The 25,149-nt window shown below is 64.3% G+C and carries 25 protein-coding genes; 13 read left to right on the forward strand and 12 right to left on the reverse strand.

Features of this window, described 5'->3' with window-relative positions:
- Positions 1-154: 154 nt before the first annotated feature.
- Positions 155-793, forward strand: a complete 639-nt coding sequence (gene ccmA / locus AB8717_RS01145; protein ID WP_443749192.1) for a heme ABC exporter ATP-binding protein CcmA — start codon at positions 155-157, stop codon at positions 791-793.
- A gap of 222 nt (positions 794-1,015) precedes the next feature.
- Positions 1,016-1,690 (forward strand): heme exporter protein CcmB, encoded by a 675-nt coding sequence (ccmB, locus tag AB8717_RS01150; protein WP_443749193.1) that lies wholly within the window; start codon positions 1,016-1,018, stop codon positions 1,688-1,690.
- Between the two features lies 1 nt (position 1,691).
- Here ccmB and AB8717_RS01155 read toward each other — a convergent pair whose 3' ends face one another.
- On the reverse strand, positions 1,692-1,994 hold the full coding sequence (locus AB8717_RS01155) for a hypothetical protein (RefSeq protein WP_443749194.1): 303 nt from the start codon (positions 1,992-1,994) through the stop codon (positions 1,692-1,694).
- Positions 1,995-2,114: 120 nt separating this feature from the next.
- On the opposite strand from AB8717_RS01155, the gene ccmC reads away from it, so the two are divergent.
- From ccmC to AB8717_RS01170, 3 genes are read left to right on the forward strand one after another with little or no spacing between them, the layout of a single operon-like run.
- Positions 2,115-2,834: a heme ABC transporter permease CcmC gene (gene ccmC, locus AB8717_RS01160; RefSeq protein WP_443749195.1), complete on the forward strand. Its 720-nt coding sequence runs from the start codon at positions 2,115-2,117 to the stop codon at positions 2,832-2,834.
- Between the two features lie 7 nt (positions 2,835-2,841).
- Positions 2,842-3,009, forward strand: coding sequence for a heme exporter protein CcmD (gene ccmD, locus AB8717_RS01165; protein ID WP_443749196.1), 168 nt, complete (start codon positions 2,842-2,844; stop codon positions 3,007-3,009).
- The gene (locus AB8717_RS01170; RefSeq protein ID WP_443749197.1) at positions 3,006-3,545 is read left to right on the forward strand and encodes a redoxin family protein; all 540 of its coding nucleotides are present in this window, start codon (positions 3,006-3,008) and stop codon (positions 3,543-3,545) included. Before ccmD ends, AB8717_RS01170 begins: the two co-directional genes overlap by 4 nt.
- Here AB8717_RS01170 and AB8717_RS01175 read toward each other — a convergent pair.
- Together AB8717_RS01175 and AB8717_RS01180 are read right to left on the reverse strand one after the other, a co-directional pair.
- Entirely contained in the window at positions 3,539-3,742 is a 204-nt protein-coding gene (locus tag AB8717_RS01175; RefSeq protein ID WP_443749198.1) for a SlyX family protein, read from the reverse strand. The genes AB8717_RS01170 and AB8717_RS01175 overlap by 7 nt on opposite strands.
- Complete coding sequence (locus AB8717_RS01180; RefSeq protein WP_443749199.1) at positions 3,739-4,602, reverse strand: prephenate dehydratase; 864 nt, start codon at positions 4,600-4,602, stop codon at positions 3,739-3,741. The genes AB8717_RS01175 and AB8717_RS01180 overlap by 4 nt, the downstream gene beginning before the upstream one ends.
- Before the next feature lie 408 nt (positions 4,603-5,010).
- On the opposite strand from AB8717_RS01180, the gene AB8717_RS01185 reads away from it, so the two are divergent.
- Positions 5,011-5,766: a c-type cytochrome gene (locus AB8717_RS01185; RefSeq protein WP_443749200.1), complete on the forward strand. Its 756-nt coding sequence runs from the start codon at positions 5,011-5,013 to the stop codon at positions 5,764-5,766.
- Positions 5,767-5,834: 68 nt separating this feature from the next.
- Here the strand turns inward: AB8717_RS01185 and AB8717_RS01190 are convergent, their stop codons facing one another.
- Both AB8717_RS01190 and AB8717_RS01195 read right to left on the reverse strand, forming a co-directional pair.
- A complete protein-coding gene (locus AB8717_RS01190; protein ID WP_443749201.1) occupies positions 5,835-6,698 on the reverse strand; it encodes a C40 family peptidase in 864 nt (287 codons plus the stop codon).
- A gap of 174 nt (positions 6,699-6,872) precedes the next feature.
- The gene (locus tag AB8717_RS01195) at positions 6,873-8,267 is read right to left on the reverse strand and encodes a leucyl aminopeptidase family protein (RefSeq protein ID WP_443749202.1); all 1,395 of its coding nucleotides are present in this window, start codon (positions 8,265-8,267) and stop codon (positions 6,873-6,875) included.
- Between the two features lie 106 nt (positions 8,268-8,373).
- Between AB8717_RS01195 and AB8717_RS01200 the strand changes: the two genes are divergently transcribed.
- From AB8717_RS01200 to AB8717_RS01210, 3 genes are all read left to right on the forward strand, one after another.
- A complete protein-coding gene (locus tag AB8717_RS01200) occupies positions 8,374-9,276 on the forward strand; it encodes a tetratricopeptide repeat protein (protein WP_443749203.1) in 903 nt (300 codons plus the stop codon).
- Positions 9,277-9,654: 378 nt separating this feature from the next.
- Positions 9,655-10,728: a ribonucleotide-diphosphate reductase subunit beta gene (locus AB8717_RS01205; RefSeq protein ID WP_443749204.1), complete on the forward strand. Its 1,074-nt coding sequence runs from the start codon at positions 9,655-9,657 to the stop codon at positions 10,726-10,728.
- 273 nt (positions 10,729-11,001) lie between these two features.
- Positions 11,002-11,970, forward strand: coding sequence for a glycosyltransferase family 2 protein (locus tag AB8717_RS01210; protein WP_443749205.1), 969 nt, complete (start codon positions 11,002-11,004; stop codon positions 11,968-11,970).
- A 282-nt stretch (positions 11,971-12,252) separates the two neighbouring features.
- Here the strand turns inward: AB8717_RS01210 and AB8717_RS01215 are convergent, their stop codons facing one another.
- Complete coding sequence (locus AB8717_RS01215; protein WP_443749206.1) at positions 12,253-12,639, reverse strand: cysteine hydrolase family protein; 387 nt, start codon at positions 12,637-12,639, stop codon at positions 12,253-12,255.
- A 268-nt stretch (positions 12,640-12,907) separates the two neighbouring features.
- Between AB8717_RS01215 and AB8717_RS01220 the strand changes: the two genes are divergently transcribed.
- Both AB8717_RS01220 and AB8717_RS01225 read left to right on the forward strand, forming a co-directional pair.
- The gene (locus AB8717_RS01220; RefSeq protein WP_443749207.1) at positions 12,908-15,091 is read left to right on the forward strand and encodes a DUF3857 domain-containing protein; all 2,184 of its coding nucleotides are present in this window, start codon (positions 12,908-12,910) and stop codon (positions 15,089-15,091) included.
- 18 nt (positions 15,092-15,109) lie between these two features.
- Positions 15,110-15,508 (forward strand): hypothetical protein, encoded by a 399-nt coding sequence (locus tag AB8717_RS01225; protein WP_443749208.1) that lies wholly within the window; start codon positions 15,110-15,112, stop codon positions 15,506-15,508.
- 22 nt (positions 15,509-15,530) lie between these two features.
- Here AB8717_RS01225 and AB8717_RS01230 read toward each other — a convergent pair whose 3' ends face one another.
- From AB8717_RS01230 to AB8717_RS01250, 5 genes are all read right to left on the reverse strand, one after another.
- Positions 15,531-18,233 carry an ATP-binding protein gene (locus AB8717_RS01230; RefSeq protein ID WP_443749209.1) on the reverse strand — a complete coding sequence of 901 codons (2,703 nt, stop codon included), beginning with the start codon at positions 18,231-18,233 and terminating at the stop codon, positions 15,531-15,533.
- Positions 18,190-18,798, reverse strand: coding sequence for a biliverdin-producing heme oxygenase (locus AB8717_RS01235; RefSeq protein ID WP_443749210.1), 609 nt, complete (start codon positions 18,796-18,798; stop codon positions 18,190-18,192). Before AB8717_RS01235 ends, AB8717_RS01230 begins: the two co-directional genes overlap by 44 nt.
- Positions 18,799-19,611, reverse strand: a complete 813-nt coding sequence (locus tag AB8717_RS01240; RefSeq protein WP_443749211.1) for a hypothetical protein — start codon at positions 19,609-19,611, stop codon at positions 18,799-18,801.
- On the reverse strand, positions 19,608-19,898 hold the full coding sequence (locus AB8717_RS01245) for an HPr family phosphocarrier protein (protein ID WP_443749212.1): 291 nt from the start codon (positions 19,896-19,898) through the stop codon (positions 19,608-19,610). The genes AB8717_RS01240 and AB8717_RS01245 overlap by 4 nt, the downstream gene beginning before the upstream one ends.
- Before the next feature lie 80 nt (positions 19,899-19,978).
- A complete protein-coding gene (locus AB8717_RS01250; protein ID WP_443749213.1) occupies positions 19,979-20,743 on the reverse strand; it encodes a FadR/GntR family transcriptional regulator in 765 nt (254 codons plus the stop codon).
- A gap of 158 nt (positions 20,744-20,901) precedes the next feature.
- On the opposite strand from AB8717_RS01250, the gene AB8717_RS01255 reads away from it, so the two are divergent.
- Positions 20,902-21,708: a hypothetical protein gene (locus tag AB8717_RS01255; protein WP_443749214.1), complete on the forward strand. Its 807-nt coding sequence runs from the start codon at positions 20,902-20,904 to the stop codon at positions 21,706-21,708.
- Here the strand turns inward: AB8717_RS01255 and AB8717_RS01260 are convergent.
- Positions 21,702-23,501 carry a type I secretion system permease/ATPase gene (locus tag AB8717_RS01260; RefSeq protein ID WP_443749215.1) on the reverse strand — a complete coding sequence of 600 codons (1,800 nt, stop codon included), beginning with the start codon at positions 23,499-23,501 and terminating at the stop codon, positions 21,702-21,704. The two genes, AB8717_RS01255 and AB8717_RS01260, sit on opposite strands and share 7 nt — an antisense overlap.
- A 239-nt stretch (positions 23,502-23,740) precedes the next feature.
- Here AB8717_RS01260 and AB8717_RS01265 point away from each other — a divergent pair, with 239 nt between their 5' ends.
- Positions 23,741-25,144: an HlyD family type I secretion periplasmic adaptor subunit gene (locus AB8717_RS01265; RefSeq protein WP_443749216.1), complete on the forward strand. Its 1,404-nt coding sequence runs from the start codon at positions 23,741-23,743 to the stop codon at positions 25,142-25,144.
- Positions 25,145-25,149 lie beyond the last annotated feature (5 nt).

Below are 25,149 nucleotides of genomic sequence, written 5' to 3' on the forward strand. Positions count from 1 at the left end.
CAATGGCTGACCGTCGTTTCAGAAATCGCGCGTGGACCAAGGACGCACAGGGTTTCTAGGTCGCGCAGGCTGAGTTCCTGAAGGCGGCGAAAATGCTTCTAAACATGTTGACGGCATTCGTCTATGAAGCCTTGCACCGCGAAGGGTTTTTTTGATGCCACTGGAGTTAAAGGTTAACGGGCTGGCCCTGAAAAAAGGGTATAACCTGTTGATTTCAGGCGTGGATTTCACGCTTTCGCCCGGCGAGGCGTTAAGCCTTGCAGGCGAAAACGGCGTCGGCAAAACGACGCTGTTGCGAACACTGGCGGGGTTTGCGCCAAGTCATGCGGGCAATATTTCGTTTGTCTACAATGATCGCCCGCTCGAATCGGAAGAGGCGCAGGCCAAATACATCCATCTGCTTGGCCACCACGACGCCTTGTCGCCATCGCGCACCGTAGCGCAGGAGCTTGAATTTCAGGCGGATTTCCTGGGTGGCGAGGTGGCGAACGCGGTCGATGCTTTGAACCTCAAAACCCTGCTCGATCTGGAGACGCGCTACCTGTCGGCAGGCCAGAAGCGCCGCCTGTCGTGTGCGCGGTTACTGATGGCGAAACGGTCGCTGTGGCTGCTCGACGAACCGATGGCGCCCCTCGATGCCGACCACCGGGCGCTGATCGCCGGATTGATGCAGACGCACCTGGCGGCCGGCGGCATGCTGATCGCCGCGGTCCACGATCCGCTGCCTTTCGAGACGCGGATATTGCGGCTGACGCGTCCAACGCTTGCAGAACGGGAGGCGGCGCTTGGGTAGGATGTCTTCTTGTACCTCCCCGTTCGGAACGAATGGGGAGGGGGACCGCCCGAAGCCGCAGGCGAAGGGTGGTGGTGGGGTTTCTTGCTTTCCTTTCACCGGCGCTGGCTTGAAGACAGCAAGAAACCCCACCACCACATCTCCTTCACCAATGCTGACGCATTGGCTCAGTCGTGCGGTCCCCCTCCCCATGCTTCGCACGGGGAGGTACAAGACGATTCCATGACCCGCCAATCCCCCCTTATTGCCCTGATCAAACGCGACCTCGGCCTGGCGCTGACGCGCGGTGGCGGGCCGCTGCTCGGCATCGGCTTCTATCTGACGCTGATGGCGATGATTCCGTTGAGCCTCGGGCCCGACCAAGCCGTGCTGACGCGCATTGCGCCGGGGCTGACGTGGCTTTGCCTGGCGCTCTCAAGCCTGTTGAGTTTAGAACGTTTGTTCGAACGTGATTTCGACGACGGCGTGTTCGACGTGTTACGTCTCGGATCCTTGCCCCTGGAAGCGATCGCCGCCCTGAAATGCCTTAGCCAGTGGCTGGGAACAGGCCTTGTCCTATCGTTTGCTACGCCTGTTATAATGATCATCCTGGGCGCGGCGCCCGGCACGGCCCTGATGGCGTTGGTGTCGGCCATCCTGGGTTCGCTGAGCTTCGCCTTTGTCGGCGGCGTCGGCGCGGCCCTGAGCCTGGGTACACGCAAGGGCGGGGTGTTGATGGCGCTGCTGGTCCTGCCGTTCTACATTCCGCCGGTGATCTTCGGCGCCGGCTTGATGCAGGCCGTGCAGACGCACGGCTCGCCGTGGCAGGCCCTGGCCTTTCTCGCCGCCTATGCCCTGTTCGCGCTGGCGCTTTCGCCGGTCGCCATGGGGGCGGCGCTGAAAAGCGCTCTCAGCTAGCTTACCACGGGACCAGCTTGACGGTTCTCAGCCGGTGTTCGCGATAGCGCTCGCGGCGGGCGTTCTTGACGCCGAACCAGTAGCGCACCGGGATGCTGCCGCCGACCATGACAAGGACGGCTGTCTGGATCAGCAGGCGCGCCGCGGCGGCATCGGGAACGGTTCGCTGGATGAGGGCCACAAGGCCGGTGGTGATGAGGGCGGCTGGAAGCGCCATCCAGCGGCAGTCCTCACGGACCTCGAAAAAGTAGATGGACAAAGCGATGACGAAGACCGCGCCAAGGACCACATAGTCTGAAAGCATTCTTGCTCTCCCCTGTACGGCATTGAAATTACGCAAGGTTTGGAATCAAATCGTTAACGCGGCGGCATGCTGCGCAGCGCCCCTCTTGCCCGGTCATCCTAAACCCCTTATGTCCGTCACATGATCACCTGGCTGGCCAATCCCGAACGCTTCAACACCATTGCGCGGCCCTTGCGGCCGTGGCTGGCGGGGTTGAGCGCGGTGCTGCTCGCCTGGGGTCTGGTCCTGGCGTTTATGTCGCCCGAAGACTACCAGCAGGGCGATACGGTGCGGATCATGTATATCCACGTGCCGGCGGCCTGGATGGGCCTTCTGATCTACGCGGCGATGGGTATCGCCAGCTTTTTCGGACTGATTTTCCGCCACGCCCTTGCCGATGCCGCCGCCAAGGCAATCGCCCCGGTGGGCGCGGTCTTTACCGGCCTGGCCTTGCTGACCGGTGCGCTGTGGGGCATGCCGATGTGGGGCACGCCGTGGCAGTGGGACGGCCGCATGACATCGGAACTGGTGCTGTTCCTCTTCTACATCGCCTATATCGCGCTCCATGCCTCGATCGAGGACGAACAACGCGCCGCCAAATCGACGGCGATCCTGGCCATGGTCGGCCTGGTCAACCTGCCGATCGTGCACTTTTCGGTGCAATGGTGGAACAGCCTGCACCAGGGCGACTCGATCTTCGTCAAGGGCGGGCCGACGATCGCGCCCGCCATGCTGTGGCCGCTGTTCGTCATGGTCGGCGCCTATCACGTGCTAACCGCGTGGCTGTTTCTGGTGCGGCTCGACAGCGAAATCCTGATGCGCAAGTACCGGGCGCTGCGCATCCGCCTGACGTTCAACTGAGATACCGATGCACCTCGACCTCGACATGGGAAAATACGCGGTCTTCGTCTGGGGCGCCTATGGTGCGTCGGCGATCGCGATCGGCGCGTTGGTCCTGATATCGCTGCGCGCCCACGCCACGCGCAAGAAGCAGCTCGAAGCGCTTCAGGCCGCCGTCGAGGACAAGCGTCCGTGAAGCGCGTCCTGGCTCTTCTGCCGCTGGCAGTGTTTGCTGTGCTGCTGGCCGTGCTGGCCTGGTTCAACTTCCACAAAAAGGAACGTTACGAACCGACGGCCATGGTCGGGCAGTCCGTGCCTTCGGTGGTGCTGACCGATCTCGACGACGGCGGATCGTACGACCTGAAGACCCTGGCGGCCGGTTACAAGGGGCCGATCCTGGTCAATATGTTCGCATCCTGGTGTGTGCCCTGCCTGTCGGAAAACCCGCAGTTGATGGCCCTGAAGGCCAGGGGCGTGCCCATCGTCGGCATCGCCTGGAAGGACGCGGACAAGGACACGCGCAACTTCCTGAACCAGCACGACGATCCGTACGTCCATACGCTCAGCGACCCCGATGGCAGGATGGCTGTGGCCCTGGGGATTTCCGGCGTGCCCGAGACCTTTGTCGTGCAGCCTGACGGCACGATCAGCGACAAGATCCCGGGGCCGGTGGTGCCGCAATCGGTCGACAGCGTCTATGCCGCCGTGACCAAGGGGCAAAAGGTTCAGTAGTGAGGCGGCTTGGTGACCGGCGTCGGTTCGCCCGTCCGTTCCTCAAGCCCGATCAGGCGCTCGCTTAAACGCTCCAGGGTTCGGCGCATCCGGTCGATTGTCTTCCACTGTTCGGCCAGCTGGTCGGACAGCTCGTCGATGGTCCTGGCCTGATGCGCCACCATTTCCTCGAGCGCTATGACGCGGTCTTCGCTCATGTGCGCGGCGCCTCGCGGCGGAACGGATCGAGCGGGTAGGTGCCCAGGATTTCGACATCGACGGCGAAGAAGTGCAGTTCTTCCAGTGCCTGTTTCAACCCCGGATCGCTCGGCCGGCCTTCGACGTCGCAGTAGAAGACGGTCGAGGCGAAGACCCCGTTCTCGATGTAGGATTCGAGCTTGGTCATGTTGACGCCGTTGGTGGCGAAACCGCCCAGCGCCTTGTACAGCGCAGCCGGAATGTTCTTCACGCGGAAGATGAAGCTGGTCATGCACTCCGCGTCGGGCGCGGCCGGCGGGACGCGGTCCTCGGTCGTCAGCACCAGGAATCGCGTGGTGTTGTGGCGCGCGTCCTCCATATGGCGGCGAAGGATCTTCAGGCCGTATAGGTCTGCGGCGACTTCAGGCGCGATGGCGGCGCGGTCGAGCTCACGCGTCTGCGACAGCGAGCGCGCGGCGCCGGCGGTGTCGTGGAAGACTTCGGCGGTGATGCCGAGTTCGCGCAGGGAATTGCGGCACTGGAGCAGCGCCATGGCGTGCGAGGCTGCCACCTTGATGTCTTCCAGTTTCGCTTCCGGAACGGCCATCAGGTTCATTTCGATCGGCAGGAAGCGTTCGCCGATGATCTTCAGCCCCGAATTCGGCAGCAGGTGGTGCACGTCCGAGACGCGGCCGGCGACGGAATTCTCGATTGGGATCATGCCAAGCTCGCACTCGCCCGCGGTGACGGCGGCAAAGGCGGCTTCGAAGGTGGGAAAGGGCGTCGGGATAAAGTCGCTGAACCAACGCTTGCACGCCTGATGGCTGAAGGCCCCGGGCTCGCCCTGATAGGCGATTTTGCGTTGATTGGCAGTAGACATAGTCCTTGACGCTCGCTTTCCGAATATTTTTCGTGTTCCGCCAATATCGGCGGGCCGTTTCCTTTTTCAAAGCTGGATGGCTTTGGCAAGTTTATTCAGCCGCAAGCACTAATCGTTGCAGGATTTACCCGATTCTCCGAGGCCAACGGCCGAGGCAAGGGCGACCGCCCGCCGCCGCTCGTGCGGCGAGCCCGCGCGGCGCTTGAGCGCGTCGCAGAATGCGACCTTTTGCCGCGTCGCCGCCCGATTTCCCGGCTGCCATGGAAAAGCCCGCTTGCGTCTTTGGCGGTAGCGTGTCAGAGAGCCAGACACATGTAATGAATAAGGCGGGACGAATCCCGCCATTGACAGGGGCGGCGGAGCCTTACAAGCTGGCGCCGTTTTGATTCAAAAGGGTATCAGGGCGACATGAGCGGTGATCTTACTCTGAACAAGATTCTCGGGGCTTGTCTGGCGACCGGCCTGGTCATCATGGGCGTGCGCATCGGCGCCGGCATGCTGATCAAGAATCATGAGGCGGAAAAGCCGGGCTATGCCATCGAGGTGGCGGAAACGGGCGGGGAAGGCGGCGCGGCCGCTGCCGTCGATACGCCGCCCGACTGGGGCACGGTCCTGCCGAAGGCCGATGTCGCCGCCGGCGAAGCCACCTTCAAGAAGTGCACAAGCTGCCACAACAACGCCCAGGGCGGCCCGAACATGACGGGTCCGAACCTGTGGGGCGTGGTCGGCCGTCCGACCGCCTCGCACCCGGGCATGAGCTATTCCGACGCCATGCTGGCCCACGCCAAGGAGTCGCCGAACTGGACCTATGACCAGCTCTATATGTTCATCGGCGGACCGCAAAAGTGGGTCAAGGGCACCAAGATGACCTTTGCCGGCGTCAAGAAGCCGGAAGACCGCGTCAACCTGATCGCCTACCTGCGCAGCCAGGGTTCGACCGGTTACGCCATCCCCGCACCCGATCCGTCGCGTGCCGCGGGTGCTGCACCGGCTGCCGCCGGCGCGGCCTCGGGTTCGGCAGCGGCTCCCGCTCCGGCCGCAGGCGCAGCCGCCGCCGCGAAGCCGGCCGCTGCGACCGCTCCGGCGACGCCCGCTGCAAAGCCCGCCGCCGCGGCTCCGGCCTCTTCGGCCGCCGCCAAGCCGGCCGCCGCGCCCGCGCAATAAGGCGACGAGATGAATCAAAAAGCCCCGCCGGAGCGATCCGGCGGGGCTTTTTTCATTTTAAGCCGCAGTCAGAGACGGCGGAAGGCCGTGGGGCGGCCCGAACCGCAACCGTCGATGCGGCTGACCGCTTCGGACAGGGGCTCGATCGCCACCTTCATGTGATGGGCGTTGGCGTGGATGATATGGCTGTCGTCGACCATGATGGCGACGTGGCCCTTCCAGAAGACGAGGTCGCCGCGTTGCAGGCCCTGCAGGTCGGCGCCGATCATCAGCGGCAGGCCCAGCTTCATCTGCATGTCGCTGTCGCGCGGGCAGCCGTAGCCCGAGGCATACAGTGCCTGTTGCAGCAGGCCCGAGCAGTCGAGGCCGATGCTTTCGCGGCCGCCCCACTGATAGGGCGCGTTGATATAGCTTTCGGCCACGGCGACGAAGTCGTCGGCGAAGGTGTCGAAGGCCGACAGGTGGTTGGCGAAGACCCAGCCCATGTCGTTGATATAGGCGTAACCGTTCTCGTAGCGCGTCACGCTGACCAGGGCGTTGAGGCTGAGCGCCGACAGGATCGACGACTTCAGGTTCGGGCCGGCGAAGACGTAGGTGCGCAGGGTCGAGACATAGTGGGTCGGCAGGTACCAGTCGGCGCGGAAGGCCGAGACCGGCACATAGCCGACATAGCCGTCGCGCAGGGCCTGGCCCCAGTAGAAGTCGTGCTTGCGCTCGATGACTTTGAAACGTTCGCCCAGCAGCAGCTGGTCCCACTGTTCGGCGCCTTGCTCCGGCTGCGCCAGGATGGGCGCCGAGGCGTCGTAGCAGCTCAGGACCTCGCCCACGACATAGGACCGCGCGCGGACCAGGCCTTCATGCGCCTGGTCGGTGACGCCGTCCTTGAACGGGGTCACGCGCTTGTCGAAGGGCTCATCACTCATATGCGTCATGTAAGGTCATGCCTTTTGCATCAGTATCCCCGGACGGTGTCCTGTTTGTGACAGGATGGGGAGGCGTCCGATATGTGGGAAGCCTATCAGACGGATGCAAAGGTCACGTTAACAGCGACGGTCAATGGAAGGTTTAGAGAAAAAATTCTCTTAGAAACATTTGGTTAGGAGAGATTAACCGGAATATTCCTCGATCATCCTGAACACCGCGCGCAGGGTCTGGGCTTCTGCGCCGACGGGGGCGCCCGCCCGCCCGCGCGGGTTCCAGGCATAGATGTCGAGGTGCACCCAGGCGCCCGATTTCGGCGCGAAGCGCTGGAGGAACAGCGCCGCCGTGACCGATCCGGCCTGCGCCCAGGCGGACGGGTCGTTCTTGATGTCGGCGATGTCGGAGTCGAGCGCGTCCTTATACCCGGTCCACAGCGGCATGCGCCACAGCGGATCGTGGTGGGCGATCGAGGCGACCTCCAGCCGGCGCACGATGTCTTCGTCGTCGCAGTAGAAGGGAATGACCTCCGGGCCCAGCGCCACACGCGCGGCGCCGGTCAGCGTCGCGAAGTCGATCGTCAGGTTCGGCTCCAGCTCGGCGGCGCGGGTGAGGGCGTCCGCGAGGATGAGGCGGCCTTCGGCATCGGTATTGCCGACCTCGATCGTCAGGCCGGCACGCGATTGCAGGACGTCGCCCGGACGCATGGCGTCGCCGGCGATGGCGTTTTCGACCGTGGGGATCAGGATGTGGAGCTTCACCGGCAGATGGGTGGCCATGATCCAGTCGCCCAGCGCCAGGGCGTGGGCGGCCCCGCCCATGTCCTTCTTCATCAGGCCCATGCCGGACCCTGTCTTGATATTGAGCCCGCCGGTGTCGAAGACGACGCCCTTGCCGATCAGCACGACAGTCGGCAGGCCGACGCCCGGACCCTGCCACGACATCTCGATGAAGCGCGGGGCGTGATGCGGCGCGGCGGCGCGGCCGACGGCGTGGACGGCGGGATAGTTCTGCTTCAGCAGATCGTCGCCCGTGACGACATTCATCATGGCGCCGTGGGTCAGGGCGATTTCCTGCGCCATGTCGGCGATTTCGGCCGGCCCCAGGTCGTTGGCCGGCGTATTGACCAGGTCGCGCACCAGACTGTGGGCGCGGACTTCGCGTTCGACGGCAGCCATGTCCGGCACATCCGCCGTATCGAGCACGGCCTCGACCGTCTTGCCCGAGGCCTTGTAGCGGTTGAAGCTGTAGGCGCCCAGGCCCCACGCAACGTGGATGGCGTGGCGGTCGAGGCCGGCCTCGGTCTTCAGCGTCCATGTCCCCTTGGGCAATTGCGTCGGCAGGGCGCGAAAGGCCAGCGGATTATAGGCCGCGCGCGCGCCCAGGCCGAACCAGGCCGCCATGGTGCCGCCCTCGGCGGGCATGACGACCAGGCTTCCCGCCTTGCCGGTGAAGCTGCGGGCGGCAAGGAAACCCGACTGCGCCGGTTTCAGCGCGGCAAGCGCCGCTTCGGCCTCGTCCTCGAAGACGGCAAAGATGGTGTTGACGGGCTTGGCGGACGCGGTGGGGAGGGGCTTGGGCATGGTCGCTCGGTCGTCTGAATGAGGTTAAGATTCCTTAACACCCTTAACTTTAAATTCATCGCTGTCACTGAATCCTTAACCAGCCGAATTTCGCGAGTTTTTTGCCATGCGCTATCGTCTGATTGTCAGTCTGACCGCCTTAAGCGTCCTGTGCGCCAATCCCGCCGCCGCCGCCGGCCTTTTCGGCAAGTCCGAAAAGCCGCAGGACGCGGCCAAGGCCGCGCAGCCGGCGCAGTCTCCGCAGACGCAACTGCCGCAGGCGGCCGATGCTGACCAGCTGCCGGAATATCATAAGGCGACGCCGGTCGAGATCCAGGCGGCGCTCCGTGCCGAGCCGCTGGCCCAGGCGGCTTTCTTCGCCGACCAGTTCGACCACGACCCGACCGACGCGCAGATGGGCATCTACCTGTCGAACGCCCAGCGCGCCATGGGGCGCAATGCCGAGGCTGCCGACACGGCGCACACCGTCCTGCTGTTCGCGCCCAGGAATGTCGATGCCCTGCTGGCCGCGGCGCGCGCTCATATCGCCGACAACAATGCCTTCTATGCCGTCGAGCCGCTGAAGACCGTCACCGAGCTGAAGCCGAAAGACTGGCAGGCCTGGTCGCTGCTGGGCGTCGCCTATCAGCAGGTCAAGCGGCCCGACGATGCCCAGGCCGCCTGGGCCACGGCCTTGAAGCTGTCGCCCGACAATGCCGCCGTGCTGACCAATATGGCGATGGCCAAGGTCGCGGGGGGCGATTTCGCCGGCGCCGAACCCCTGCTGCGCACGGCCGTCGCCCAGAAGGACGCCACGCTTCAGATTCGCCAGAACCTGGCCCTGGTGCTGGGCCTGCAAGGCAAGATGGCCGAGGCCGAAAAGCTGCTCCGCCAGGACCTGCCGCCCGCTCAGGCCGACGCCAACCTGGCCTGGCTGCAACAGCAGACGCAGGGCGCCAAGACGCCGGCCGCGTCCACGGCCGCGCCCATCAATCGCTCGTGGGACAGCCTGAAAAGCGCCGGCTCGTAAGATTGTTGTGGTCCGGCGGCTACGGCTTGCCCCTTCCGTCACTCGCTCCGCTCGTGCCACCTTCCCTGTTCACGGGGAGGAAGGTGGCTGAATCGGCGTCAAGCCGAGCCAGACGGAAGGGGGAAAACGACTGTGGCACAGGCTGCGGGTCTGACGACCAGTCGCCATATCCCTTCCGAATAAAATCACGTTACAGCGCGTCCGAATCGCTCGACAGCGGCCTTAACGGCCGTTAACCTTTTGCCTTGCCCGGTCATCGGGCCGCGCAAAAGGCGCGCAACTGTCCACACAATATGTAGTCCTTAACCTAGCCTTAACACACTAGGTGTGGTGATATGGGCTCGCCCATCAGGCGTAGTAACGATTCGGGATTTGTTTATGACCGCGCAGCTTTCCACCCTCACTGGTTCCCTGGCCCTGCCGCAATCGAAGGCTGGCCTGCTTATCCCAAGCCATTCGTATAAGCCGTTCCGTTACCCGTGGGCCTTTGAATTCTGGCGCAAGCAGCAGCAGGTCCACTGGATCCCGGAAGAAGTGCCGCTGGGCGAGGACTGCAAGGACTGGGCGACCAAGCTGTCGGACAGCGAGCGCAACCTGCTGACCCAGATTTTCCGCTTCTTCACCCAGTCGGACATCGAGGTCCAGGACAACTACCTGGAACGCTATTCGCGCGTCTTCAAGCCGACCGAAATCAAGATGATGCTGTCGGCCTTCGCGAACATGGAAACCATCCATATCGCCGCCTATGCGCTGCTGCTCGAAACCATCGGCATGCCCGAAGCCGAATTCGGCGCCTTCATGGAATATGAGGCGATGCGCGACAAGCACGACTACATGCACCAGTTCGGCGTCGAGACCGAAGCGGACGTGTGCCGGACGCTCGCCATGTTCGGCGGTTTCACCGAAGGCCTGCAGCTGTTCGCCAGCTTCGCCATGCTGATGAACTTCCCGCGCTTCAACAAGATGAAGGGCATGGGCCAGATCGTGTCATGGTCGGTGCGTGACGAAAGCCTGCACTGCGAGGGCATCATCAAGCTGTACCATGCCTTCGCCAAGGAAACGAAGGCCGTGACCCCGGCCGTCGCCGACGACATCATCGACTGCTGCAAGACGGTCGTGAAGATGGAAGACAAGTTCATCGACCTGGCCTTCGAAATGGGCCCGGTCCAGGGCATGACCGCCGACGACATCAAGGCTTATATCCGCTACATCGCCGACTGGCGCCTGCGCCAGCTGGGCCTGCCGGAAGTGTTCGGCGCGGTGAAGGAAAATCCGCTGCCCTGGTTGCAGGTGCTGCTGTCGGGCGTCGAGCACGCCAACTTCTTCGAAGCGCGCGCCACCGAATATTCCAAGGCCGCGACCAAGGGCCAGTGGACCGGCGGCGAAGGCGTATGGGACGCGTTCGACATCCTGATGAAGAAGCGCGCCGAAGCGACCAAGGCGCCGGTATAAAGTCACAGTTCCTTTTTGTTACGGAATGCGGCAAACGCATTCCGTTAACAAAATCCCGCTATGTCTGGCTGTCCGGTGCCGCAGGTTTTTCTTGCGGTGCAGCGGATATGAACTATCCTCGCCCCGGTTCCGCAATCGGGGCAATTTCCGGCCGTTCCGCCGGACCGGCCAGCACAGGGGAGAGACATCGGGTATGACCGGCGCTGCGGTCTTGGCATTTGCGACAGGACGGCAGCTCGCGACCGGTAACCGCATCTGTGCGGGAGCCGCCTGATGGCTACCGTTACCGTCGCCATGACCGCATTCGATGCCGAGCGCACGATCGAGCGCGCGTTGAAATCCGCGCTGGCCCAGACTCTTCAACCCCTGGAAATCCTGGTCGTCGACGACGGCTCGACCGATGGCACTACAGCCGTGGTCGAGCGCATGGCGATCGAACATCCTCTGATCCGCCTGATCCGCCACGACGGCAATCTCGGCGTCGCCATGGCGCGCAACAGCCTGGTCGCCGAAGCCAAGGGCGATGTCCTGGCCTTCTTCGACGACGACGACGAAAGCCTGCCGCGCCGCCTTGACGTTCAGCTCCATCGCATCCTCGATTACGAGACCCGTACGGGCACGGACCTTATCCTGTGCCATACCGCGCGCCGCCAGGTCTTTCCGAAGGGCCGCCGCCATGTCGAGGCCGCCGTCGGCAGTCATTTCGACGTGCCCGCGCCGCACGGCATGGACATGGTGCAGAAGATCCTGGCCGGCAAACATGTGCGCAACGGCCACGGCACCTGCGCCACCTCAAGCCAGATGGCGCGCGTTTCGACCTACCGGGCCCTGGGCGGCTTCGACGCGGCCTTCCGCCGTTACGAAGACACCGACTTCTGCGTGCGGCTGGCGGCGGCCGGCGGGCACTTTGTCGGCATCCCGGAGCCGCTGGTCACCCAGTACATGACCGTGTCCGACGACAAGCAGCTCGAAATCGAGCTGAACTATGCCCGCGCCATGGTCGACAAGCACCGCGCCCTGTTCGCCTCTTCGGACGAATGGGCGTTTTCGCGCGCCTGGCTGGAACTGAAATATATGTCGCTGGCCAACCGGAAGGGCCCGTTCGCCGCCGGCCTGTCGCGGCTGATGCTGCAACGGCCGCTGTCGGTGATGATGCGTGCCGCCAACGCCATTCCGATGACGCGGTCGCGCGCCGCCCGGCGGAAACTGCATGCGCGCACCTCGCCGCCGGGCCGTTTATAAGCCGCTTATCGCGGCCGGCCATTCCCCGACTGTTTCCTTACCCGCCCCGGCCTAGGCTGGACGTGCCGCCGAAGACCCGATTTCGGGACACTCAGCGGTATTGAAAGACCAGGGACGCCGCATTCGGTCATAGTGAACCGCTCCGCCGAGGGTTCAGACGCTGTGGCGTCCTTTGGTTTTTCCGCTCAGGTGCCGCGGGGGCTTCTCGCATCAGCTCGGACGCGCAGTCGCGCTTGCCGAAGCGCATTTAGGCGCTTCGGACCTTCGTGCTTGGTATTCGTGTCAGGCCAACTCCGGCAATTCTACCACGGCATCGAACCCGTGCCCTTTTGCGACCTGCATCGAACTGACAGCGCAGGCTTCATCTCCTGTGAGGATCAGGCGCGCGATACCGACCGCGCGCAGCTGCGCGGCCAGGTTTCCGCCGGTGAAGATATCCGCCCCGTGCCGCGTCACGACCCAGTCGGGAAAGCGCGGATTGAGCGCGTCGATCAGCCCCCAGCCGTCGCCACGGGCCGCTTCGCGTACGAAGACGATCTGCGTCTTGTCCCGGCGCGCCTTGTCGACCTGGGCGCAGATACGGCGCACGGCAAAGGCGTCCTGACGCGACCGGTCGATAACGACAAGGGCGTGTTTAAGCGAAATATCAGGTTCGGCGGGGAGGGACATTTGCGGCTCCGGGTCGAAGGTCTGGACCGGAGGTTCTGTCTTCACCCCGGTCCCTGTTGCTGGGCGGGGGTGGGGGAAGGTGCCTTAAACCGAGAGCACACAACCGCGCCACGCCCCGCCACTGGCGGTCGTCGTAAGCGTTACGGCTGCGGTTCGGTTCATACGCATGTGCCCAGGGTGACACAGAAGCCGTTTTCCGTCAATGCGGACGGCTTGCCAAGAGTCTCACGATGCGGTTAACTCTTAACGGAGTGTTAAGGGGGATTTCATGTACAAGCGGGCATTGATGGTGGGCGCGGCCCTGTGGCTGGCAGCCGGGATGGCGCATGCCTCCGACAAGCTGGCTTTCGGACCCGCGCCCGATTGGGTCAAGCCCGTCACCCTGGCGCCCGGACCGGCGCGCGAAGCTTCGCTGCTGCCGGTGGCCATGATCAACCGCTCGCTGCAAGCCAATCTTTCCGACGCCGGCGACACCATGTATTCCGAGACGGCCATCGTCATCCAGAGCCCGCTGGGTCTGGCGGCGGGGCAGCCGACCATCATCTGGAACCCGGCGACCGACACCGTCACCGTCCACAAGGCCAAGATCATCCGTGGCGCCCAGGTCATCGACCTGCTGGCCCAGGGCCAGAAATTCTTCATCCTGCGCCGGGAAAAGGACCTGGAGCAGTCGATGATCGACGGCAAGCTGACAGCCGTCCTGCAAACCGAAGGGCTTGAGGTCGGCGACATCCTGGTCTTCGCCATGTCGGTGACGCATCGCATGGCGGCGCTGAAAGGCAAGTCGGAAGGCCGCTGGACCCTGCTCGACGGGGAAGGCATCAGCCGCCTCGACTATCGCATCCGCTGGCCGGCCACCAAGCCGATCAAGTGGGTCGCCAGCGAAGACCTGCCGGCGCCGGTCATCACGCAGGGCCCCGACGGCACCGAGCTCAATTTCAACCTGGCCAGCTACCGTCGCCAGGCGACGCCCGACCATGCACCGGCGCGTTTCGCTCAGACCGGACAGGTCGCCTATTCCGAATTCCCGACCTGGACGGAAGCCTCGGCGACCATGGCGCCGGTCTTCCTGAAGGCCGCGCAGCTTTCGCCCAATTCGCCGATCCACGACGAGGTCGCCCGCATCCGCGCCTTCAGCGCCGATCCCAAGGTCCAGGCCGCAGCCGCCCTGCGCCTGGTCGAGGAAAAGGTGCGCTACATGTATGTCGCGGCCAATGAGGGCGGTTATTACCCGCAGACCGCCGATGAAACCTGGCTCAAGCGCTACGGCGACTGCAAGGCCAAGACGGTCCTGCTGCTGGCCATACTGAGCGAACTGGGCATCGAGGCCGAACCGGCCCTGGTCGACACCGAAGGCGGCGATGCCGTAGGCAGCGACCTGCCGCGCCTTGGGCCCTTCGACCACGTCATCGTCCGCGCCACCATCGGCGGCAAGACCTACTGGATGGACGGCACGCGCTATGGCGACGGCGTCATCGAGCGCCTGCCCGTTCCGGGTTATCACTGGGCCCTGCCGCTGACGGCCAAGGGAACGGATCTGGAAAGGATGGTCGTGCCGCCGCTCGACCTGCCGGCCAAGGATATCGACCTGCGTCTCGACGCTTCCGGCGGCTTCGATGCGCCGGCACCCGCCCATGTCGAAGTCACCGTGCGCGGCGACAAGGCGATCGCGGCCGGCGTTGCCTGGGCAACCGTGCTGCCGGATGAGCTTCAGGACAATCTCAAGGCCCGGTGGCATGCGCTCTATCCGTGGATCGACGCCGAAAAGATGTCGGTCGAGTACAAGCCGGAAATCCAGGAGCTGACCCTGGTCATGGACGGCAAGGCCAAGATGTACTGGACGCCGGCGCGGCCGGGCCGGGGCCGCCGCTATGAAACGGACGGCTACGATCTCGGCATTGCCGTCATGGATGAGAAGGAACGGCCCGATGCGCTAGACCGCGACGGCGTGCCCCATGCCGATGCGCCGGTCGTCATCACCCACCCGCTGTTCCAGCGCGCCCATGAAACGATCGTGCTGCCGGACGCAGGCAAGGGCTATGCCGTCATCGGCACGCCGGTCGACAGGACGCTGTACGGCCTGGAGATGAAGCGTTCGCTCGAGATCAGGGACGGCGTCTTCACACTGACCGCCACGACGCGCAGCCTGACCGATGAACTGCCGTATGCCGACGCCAAGGCGGCTGAAAGCGAGCTGGCGGACATCAGCAGCACCAAGGTCCTGCTCGAGGCGCCGCAGACGTCGCCGGACGTCGCGCTCAATTCCGGCGGCGCGGCCGAAGGGCAGAATGCGTCCGGCGTTACGAAGCCGGTCGTGGCGGCGGCCGACGAGACGGCCTCGCCCGGCGACGACGATACGCGCAAGCCCGCGCCGAAGGTCGATACGCCGAAAGCTTCGCCGCGCAGCTTCGAGGACAATGCCAAGCTGTTCAGCGGATATAACTGGAACTGAGGCGATACAGGGGACTGCATGCAGTGGCTTTGGGTTGGCCTGATTGCAGGCGCTGCCGTGTTGTTCGCTCCGGCGGTCGGGTTCTGCGCGGCGCCTGAAGGCGCAATAGGCTGTCATGGATTCTATGTTGAGCTTGAAGACAGCTCAACGGTCATGTCGAAATCGCAGGCCAGATATCCGGTCCTTATGCGATCCGGCCCAGGAAACGGGTATAAAAGGCTTCGGCCTTCCGAAGACCTGGATATCACATTGTCGTTTGATATCGTCGCGCGAAAGGGCAACTGGCTGGAACTGGATGCGGATATGCCGGTCTGGGTAACGATCGACGAAGTCTATATACCGAAAGACGTTCAGCAGGACGAGCAAGCGCAAGTGGATTTGAAGAACGGGTGTCTGTCGGGCATCAAGGTGAAATAACGTCGGAAAGCGCTGATCTGATCTACTCCGCCTGTCCGGAGCGCGCGACCTGGTCTTCGCTGAGGTGGCGAGCCAGGAGGGCTTCCAGCTTGTCGGGATCGAAGGGCTTCGGAATATAGTCGTCCATGCCGGCGTCCAGGCACTTCTGGCGGTCGCCGGTCAGGGCATGGGCCGTCATGCCGATAATGCGTACGTCCTGAATCTGGTTCTCGGCCTGCATCTTGCGGATGACCGCCGTGGCCGTATAGCCGTCCATGACCGGCATCTGCACGTCCATCAGAACGATGTCGAACGGCCCGTTTTCCAGCTTCTGGATCGCCTCCTTGCCGTTGCTGGCGACCACGACCTCGTAGCCGGAATCCTGCAACAGGGTCAGCGCCACGATGACATTGCCTTCGTAGTCCTCGACCAGCAGCACGCGCTTGCGGTTCGAAGCCGCGACCCGGCGGACCGCGACGGGCTGCGGCTCATCGTCATTGTCGGCGATCTGCTCGATCTTCTGCAGCGGCAGGATCAGGGTGAATTTCGACCCCATGCCTTCCTGGCTGAACACCTGGACGTCGCCGCCCATCAAAGTGACCAGGTTGCGCACGATGGCCAGGCCGAGGCCCGTACCGCCGAAGCGGCGGGAAATGGTCTCGTCCGCCTGGACGAACTTGTCGAAGACGCGGGCGATCTGTTCGGGCGTCATGCCGATGCCGGAATCGACGACGTCGATGCGGACCTTGTTGTCGCCCTCGGGCTTGACCAGGACGTTGACGAAGCCTTCCTCGGTGAACTTCAGGGCGTTCGACACCAGGTTCAGCATGACCTGGCGCAGGCGCGCCACGTCGCCGACATAGTTCATCTGGGCGCGCGGCGGAGCCTTCAGCGTCAGCATCAGGTCCTTTTCCAGCGCGCGCACGTTCATGATCGAGCGCACTTCTTCCAGCACGTCGCCCAGGTTGAACGGGCGCAGTTCTATCTGCATCTCGCTCGACTCGATCTTGGCGATGTCGAGCAGGTCGTTGATCAGGTTGAGCAGCGAATTGGACGACAGGCGCAGCGTCGCGATGAATTCGCGCTGCTTGTCGGTCAGCTTGGGATCGCGGTCGAAGATGTTGGCGATGCCGATGATGGCGTTCATCGGCGTGCGCAGTTCATGGCTCATATTGGCCAGGAACTCGCTCTTGGCCAGGCTGGCCTCTTCGGCGGCCAGGCGCTCGGACTGGTTGGCGATGTGGATGATGCTCTGCGCCATCTCGACATCTTCACGCGACCACGACTTCGACTTGTTGCGGATCTCCTGCTTCCACAGGTCGAACGAGGCACGCGGCACCAGGCGGTAGCCGGCCTTTTCCTCGACCGCGGTCTTTTCCGGATTGCCGGCCCATTGCACGTCCTTGACGATGGCGTCGCGGAACCAGACGATATAGTCGCGGCGCATATGGCTGATCGGCGCGGCCAGGAAGCCGCCGTGCAGGGCCTCAAGGCCGGGCACGCCGGCGCAGAAGGTTTCGGCCTCCGCCGTCTTGACGACCGAGCCGGGATGCTTGTCGTGCAGCCATTCCGTCAGTGTGCGGATGGTCTCCGCCGGCGGGGCGGCGTCGAAGCCGTGGACCTGGCCCTTGTACTGCACCGCCATGCCCTGGGCCTTCATGGCCTCGAGCGTCAGCTCCTTCTTTTCGACCAGCAGGTCGTAGAGATTGAAATGCGTGCCCAGCGTCGCCGTCAGGCGTTCAACGATCAGCTTGCGCTTTTCGATCTCGGCGCGATCGACCAGCTCTTCCAGCGACGACAGCTGCGCCGAGAAGATATGGCCCATGATTTCCGACACGACCCGAATGCGATAGGGCACGTGATAGGGCGTATTGTGGTGACAGGCGATCAGGCCCCAGAAGCGGCCGTTCTGGATGATGGTGACCGACATGGAGGCCTGCACGCCCATATTGGCCAGGTATTGCACGTGCACCGGCGACACGCTGCGCAGCACCGACAACGACATGTCCAACGCCTTACTCGTGTGCGGATTGCGGGCGGGCAGGACCGGCACGGGCGCGTAGCCGATATCCGAGATCAGGCGGATGAAGTTCTTCATGTAAAGGGCGCGCGCCTGCGTCGGAATGTCCGAGGCCGGGAAGTGCAGGCCCAGGTAGGACGCCATCGACGGCACGCGGCTTTCGGCGACGACTTCGCCGTTCCAGTCCTCGTCGAAACGGTAGAGCTTCACGCGGTCGAAACCGGTGATCTTGCGGATCTGGTCGGTGACGAAGTCGTACAGGTCCTGGGGCTTGCGCTGGTCGCGCATGCCGACGGCGAAGGTGCGCAATTCGTCGTAGAAGAAGTCGCGTTGCAGCGACTTCTCGTCGTCGACGATCTCGAGTTCGACCACGATGTAGCCGTCGGCCAGGTGTACGACCGTGTCGAAGGTCTTGCCGTTGACGACAAGGACGCTCGATTGCAACGGGGCCAGTTCGCGGCGCACGAAGATGTGGCGGACGGTTTCAGCCTGTTCGGCGCCCAGGACGTCGTCCAGCCTGGCGCCGATGGCGGCTTCGTGCGTGACGCCGATCCAGGTGTCGAGGTTTTCGCTGGCCTGCAGGACGACGTGGGTTTCGGGATCGAGCACCAGCATGATGCCGTAGGGCTGGATCGAGCCGGGGGTGTGAATGGGCTCCTGGTCGCAACCCTTCAGGGCGCTTTCAAGTTGCGCTTCGGTCAGTTCCTGGCGGGGTTTGAAGGGCATGGCGGTCTTTCACGGCTAGCACGGCGTCGCAAACGGCGGCCACGCCTCTGAAGCATGCTACGGCCATGTTCACTGTTTCTGTCGGCTGCAAAAAAGGCGCTGTCGCGAATAAATTTTCAATAAATTTTTTCCAGCGCCTGCCGTTTTCGTCGCCGTAGCCGGCAAAAAATTTTTGATCGCTGAGGGGGTTAAGCTCCAGGGCCTGCCTGAGATTGCGGCTCATGACCGTCCCGCCGAGGGTCGAGCCCTGCCTGACATAGAGATAGCCCCATCGCTGCGATTCCGTCGTGATGGCGGGCAGGCTCACGCCGGGAAGCGCGAGGGGTTGAAGGGTCTGGCGGGCCAGATCGTGCGCCAGCCAGTCCAGCACCGGCGCGCCGTCGCCGGCTTGTGGCTCCATGCGGCTGTAAAAGGCCTGGAAGGCCAGCAGGGCGAAACGGTAGTCGTGCAGGGTGACATCGGGCGAAGCGAGCGGCGCCAGCAAGGGGTGATGGTGCAGGGCTTCGTGGGCGTCGCGGGTTTCACTGCGCAGGCGATCGAGCAGCGGGGTGTCTGCGGGCGCCATTCAGAACATGCGGCCGGGCAGGGGCTGCGGTGTGCAGTAGCCCCGTTCGCCGCGGTGTTCCGCATTGCTGCGGAAGCCCATGAAGCCATGGTCGATCTCTTCGGCGTAGAAGGCGCCGCGCGAGCGGTCGAGCGTGATGCGCAGGGCATTGCCCTTCTTGGTCACCTGGTTGACCAGGTAGTAGGCGCTGCCGGTGACATTGGCCGGGCACATGGCGTCGAGGCAGATCGAGTCGCGGATCAGCGAGCCGTGCGACGGATCGACGAAGCTGAACTTGAAGTCGGCGTGCTGGTCCGGGAAGACGGCCGACGGGAACAGGTCGATGAAGAAGACACCGTGGCTGACGACACGGGAGCCCGCCAGCACTTCGGTCTCGCACTTCAACGAAATCTCGGCCGGCGCCGACACGGTCGGGGCGACATTGGGCACGGCCGAGGGCGGTGGGGGGGGAGGCGGCGGCGGGGCGGGGAGGCTGGCGCGCGGCGCCACGGCGACGTCGCTGGCCGGCGGGATCGGCTTGCTGGTTTCGGCCGGTTGCGGCAGGGCGTCGGGCGTGGTGGCGACCGCCGGCGGGCCGGGATGAACGGGCTGCGCGGGGGCGGGTGGCGCCAGGGTCGAGTAGGGCACCGGACCGGCGGGCTTGGGCGCCGGTACGGGCGTCTTCTTGTGCCGGGCCTTGCGGTGCTTGGCCTTGACGGGGGTGTCCGATTCCGTGCCTTCGGCATGGGCGTAAGACGGTGCGACGGCCGGGACGACGCCGATGAGCAGGGCTGCCGCGGCGATGGACAGCAGCGATCTGGACAGCGTCCTCATGCCTCTTCGTCGAACCGGTTGGCGACCAGTTCGCTCAGCGCGGCGACGGCGGCCTCGGCCTGTTCGCCCTCCGCCTCGATTTCGATCATCGATCCCTTGGAAGCGGCCAGCATCAGCAGGCCCATGATCGACAGGGCGTCGACGCGGTTGTCGTCCTTGATGACGAAAATCTGGGTATTGTCGAAGCTGGACGCCAGCTTGACGAACTTCGCCGAGGCGCGGGCGTGCAGGCCCTTGTTGTTACAGATTTCGACTTGCGCGCGCACCGGGGAAGTTGTCTCGTTCATGGTCGTCCCTGTCGGGAGGCAAGTTTGTCGCCTGAAGGAATGATGAAAGAATTCGCGGGCCTAGTCCAGTCAAATTCCGGTCAATAACCGGTTCGGCGCGACAGCACGTCGCGTTGGGCGCGCAACTTCTGGCGCAAAGACTCCAGTTCCGCCGTTTCGGTCGCCACCAGCAGATACTCGCGGACCTGCTCGAGATGAGCGCGCATGGCCGCCCGCGCGGCGGCCGGATCGCGGCTTTTCAGCGCCTCGACGATCTTTTCGTGTTCCTCGATGCGCGCCGCGCGGCCGCCGCCCTGGGCGCGGCCCATGATCTGCGAGGCCAGGGGCGAACGCGTGCGCAGGTCCCACATGTGCTCGATCGTGTCGATCAGCGCGCTGTTCTCGGTAATGCCGGCCAGGTGGCTGTGGAATTCGCGGTCGGCCTGCTCGCATTCGGCCTCGTCGCCGTTGCGCATCCGGGCGATCAGCGTGTCCAGCGTCGCGATGTCGGCGTCGTTGACACCGGCGGCGGCGACGGCGGCCGTCTCGCCTTCGATGATGATGCGCGCCTCGATCAGTTCGAAGGCGCCCACATTCAGGTCCTCGCGCGCCGGCGGGGTTTCGTCGCCGCGTTCCGGCGCGACGACATAGATGCCCGAACCGTGGCGGATTTCGACGACGCCGTAGATTTCCAGCGCGATCATGGCTTCGCGCACCGTCGGCCGGCTGACGCCGAAGGTTTCGGCCAGTTCGCGTTCGGGCGGCAGCTTGTCGCCCGGCACGTAGGTGCCCTTGCGGATGGCGTCGGCCAGTTCGTCGGCGACGCGCCGGTAAAGCCGGTCGCTCTTGTTATTGGTCAGGCTCATGTGTGTCGCCGATAAAATTCTCCCGTTTTTCTTAAACGATATCGGGGCCGCCGCGCAACACAGTCGTACGAAGGAACCACTGTCACGCGAATGCTATTGCAATCTTATAACGGTTGGCACAGTTGCAGATGATTAACGATCATTAAGGATATTTCGCCATGACGTCTTCCATGCTTTTCCGGACGGTGTGCGCCGGCGCCGTGTTCGCAGGCCTCGCTCTTGTTCCGGTCGTCGCATCCGCCCAGCAGCCGGCCCGCCTCGACGGCTACTGCTATGTTCGCCAGACCGACATGCAGCGCAATTCAGCGGTCGATTCCTATGGCGTGAAACGCGCCTATGCCCGCTGCTACAACGGCGTCTACTATGCCTATTCGGGTGAGTCCTACTCCGCGCCGGCCGCGCCGGAAGGCTACCAGGTCGCCTACTATACCCGCCGTCCGGCGGACGACACCTTTACCCGCGTCGTCGATGCCGACAGCCGTTATGCCTCGGACAGCAGCTATTCTTCGAGCACCTATACCGGAGGTGACCGCTACGCCACGACGTCGTCCTACGATACGCAAGGCTATGACGCCAATGCCGGCTATGGCCGTTCGTCCGGCACCTATCGCCAGGATTCGGACGCCTATGACGACAGCCGCGGCAGCAATGACAGCTATTCGGATGATCGCAATTCCGGCGACCGCTACGATGACCGCGACGGCGGCCGGGATTACCGCCGCGGCGACGACCGTTATCAGGGCGACGACCGCGACTACAGCCGCCATACGGCGGTTGTGGGCTGGCGCGACGACAGCGGCCAGTGGCACCTGGGCCGTCCGCGCGCGGTCGGCTGGCAGGACGACAACGGCCGCTGGCATGTGGGCGAAGTCCAGGCCTATGGCTGGCGCGACGCGCGCGGCCAGTGGCATGAATCGCAGGACGACAGCGCCGATGCCGGCTCGGATTCGCGCTATACCTACTGATCGGCCTTGAGGCGGGGGCGCGGCCGCGCTCCCGCACCGGGCGCGTTCGGCTCATTGGCGCTTTTCGGCGTGTCGGGCAGGACGCCCGCGCGCGCCTGGGCCTGGGCGGCCTCCTCGCGCGTGCCGTAGAACTGGATGCGGCCGCCCTGCAGGATCATGACATTGTCGACGCAGGCCAGCACGCCGGCGCGGTGGGCGATGACGATCACCGACCCGCCGAGTTCGCGGAACAGCATGAGCGCACGGATCAGCAGGGTTTCGCCCTGGCCGTCCATGTTGGAATTGGGCTCGTCCATCACCAGGACCTTGGGACGGCGGTAGAGCGCGCGCGCCAGGGCTATCAGCTGGGCCTGGCCGGCGGACAGACCGGTGCCGTTCGGACCCAGCAGGGTATTATAGCCGTTGGGCAGGCGCAGGATCAGCTCATGGATGTCGGCGTCGCGCGCCGCCTGGACGACGGCGGCGTCGATCTCTTCCATGTCGCTGCCCGTCAGGTTTTCGAAGCGGCAGATATTGTCGCGGATCGAGCCCTCGAACAGGCAGGTGTCCTGCGGCACATAGCCGATGTGCGACGCCAGGCGCTGGCTGTCCCATTCGCGGCGGTCGGCGCCGTCGAAACGGACATGGCCGACATCGTAGTTTTCCGCGCCTACCAGCACGCGGGCCAGGGTCGTCTTGCCGGCGCCCGACGGTCCTATGACGCCCAGGATTTCGCCGGGTTTCACGATGAAGCTGACCTGGTTGAGGACGTACTGGCGCTGGACCTGGTTGAGGATCGACAGGGCCTCGACCTGGACCATGCCCTGCGGCGCCGGCAGCGCCGTGACGGGGCGCTCGGCATGGCTGACGGTGAACAGGTCGTTGAGCTCGAAGAAGGAGTTGTAGCCGTTCACCAGCGTCTTCCACGAGGTGATGATCTGGTCGATCGGGCTCATGGAGCGCGAGATCAGCAGCGAAGCGGCGAAGACGCCGCCCGGCGAAATCTGGTGGTCGATGGCCAGCAGGGTGCCGACGCCCAGGCCGGCCGACTGCATGATCAGGCGGATGAACTTGGCGGCGGTGCGATAGCGGTTGCCCGACATGGCCGCGCTGAGGCCGTCCTCGAGGCCTTCGCGGCGGCGGGACGATTGCGCGGTGACGACGGCATTGACCATGCCGAGCGCACGGATGGTGTCGGACCTTTGCAGCAACTGGTCCTGCATGGCGTGGGCCTTGGCCATCTGCTTGCCGGCCTGGGTCAGGCGGCCGACCGTGGCCCGCTCCTGCAGCCAGCTGATCAGGGCCATCGCGCCGGCTGCGCCGAGGCAGAGCAGGCCGAGCCAGGGGCTGAGCAGGCCGCACAGCACGACATAGATGAGGATCCAGGGCACGTCGAACAGGGCCGACACGCCCGGGCCGCTGAGCGCCGCCTTGAACTGGTCGAAGTCGCGCATGGCGTTCTGGAAACGGACGGGGCCCGACGTCTGGCGCGGCAGGGCCAGGACGTGGCGCATGACCTTGGTCGCCAGCAGGGCGTCGAGGCGCATGCCCGAGCGCACCATCAGCCGGCCGCGCAGGTTGTCGAGCGCCGCCAGCGTAAAGTAGGCGAAGGCCGCCATCAGGCTGATGTACAGCAGCGTCATCAGGCCGTTGGTCGGCATGACGCGATTGTAGACCTGAAGCATATATATGGTCTGCGTCAGGTAGAGCAGGTTGACGAAGAAGGAAAAGAACGCGGCGAACAGCAGATGCCGCCGGCAGGCTTTTATGGCGGTGGCCAGGGTTTCGTGAATCGTCTTGCCGGCAATAATCATTCAAGGCCCCCGGTGGCACCAAAGTATATATGATGTGCCGACTCCGGCCGGCCGCGTTAACGATCGGGCCGGTCGGCCATTAACTTGTTTAACGAAATGATGAAAAGTATTTACAGTTTCCGCGAGGTAAAAATTACGGGCACGGGTCAGAAAAGGCAATAGGTTTTTCCCGGACGCGCTGCTATAAATCGGCCATATTGGTTTAAGACATTTCATTTGGCGGGGAATTAGGAACGATCATGGCAAAAGGGAACCTGCTTGCACCATTGCGGACCGGGCTGACGCGTCTGGTCGACGGGCCTTCGTCCGGTGCCAACACCTTGCCGGAAACGACCGCGGCCGACAGCCCGGATCGCGATGTGCGCGCGGGTCTCTGGGTCGTCTTTGCCTTCTTCGGCCTGTTTATCGGCTGGGCCGCCATCGTGCGCGTCGACGCGGCCGTGACGGCGCGGGGCAAGGTCATCGTGTCCGGCGACCGCCAGCAGGTGCAGAACAAGACGGGCGGCGTCATCAAGAAGATGCTGGTCCACGAAGGCGACATGGTGACCAAGGGCCAGGTGCTGCTCGAGCTGGCCGGCGATGAGTCCCAGGCCTCGACCGAGTCCTATACGGCGCAATATATCGCGCTCAAGACCCAGGAAGCCCGCCTGCTGGCCGAGGAGGCCGGGGCGGCCACCTTCGCCCAGCCGGCGGAATTCGCCAAATATACCGGTGACGACGCTGCCTTGGTCGCCCAGGCGATGACGGTGCAGCGCCGGGCCATGCAGGCGCGGCGCCAGGCGCTGGGCGCCCAGCTGTCGGTGCTGGCGCAGCAACAGGCGCAGTCGCGCGAAACCATTACGGGCACGCAGGAGCGCCTGGCCGCCAACCAGAAGCAGCAGCAGCTGACCAGCGAAGAACTGGCCGGCGTCAAGTCGCTGAACGAAAGGGGCTATGCGCCCGGCACGCGCGTGCGCAGCCTGGAAAGCAGCCTGGCCGGGCTGCAGGGTGACAACGGGTCGCTGCACGCCGACGTTGCCCAGGCCAATGCGGTCATCGGCGAAAGCCAGATGCGCGCCGTCAGCCTGCGCCGCCAGAACGACCAGGACATCGTGACCGAGCTGCGCGATACCCAGTCGAAACTGGCCAACATCCAGCCGATGCTCGACGCCGCGCAAACCGAGTTCAACCGCACCCAGGTCCGCGCCCCGGTTAACGGCAAGGTCATGGGCCTGGTCACCACGACCGAAGGCGCGGTTATCACACCGGGCGAAAAGATGATGGACATCGTGCCGGACGACGAGCCCCTGGTCATCGAGACCCTGGTGTCGCCGCAGGACGGCGACGACATCCGTCCCGGCCAGGTGGCGCAGATCCGCTTCACCTCGCTGCACGAACGCGACATGCCGGAACTGACCGGCAAGGTGCTCGACGTTTCGGGTGACAGCTTCCAGGACCAGAAGTCCGGCGAGTCCTTCTACAAGGCGCGCGTCGAGGTTACCGGCAAGAGCCTGGCCGCCATTGCCAAGGTGCGCGGCCGCAACGACGTCGTGCGCCCGGGCCTGCCGGTCGAAGTCGTCGTGCCGGTGCGCAAGCGGACCGTGCTGGGCTATCTGTTCGAGCCGATCAACGAAACCTTCTGGCGTTCGTTCCACGAACACTAAAGCCT

The sequence above is a fragment of the Asticcacaulis solisilvae genome (assembly GCF_052327315.1).
GTDB lineage: Bacteria > Pseudomonadota > Alphaproteobacteria > Caulobacterales > Caulobacteraceae > Asticcacaulis > Asticcacaulis solisilvae_B.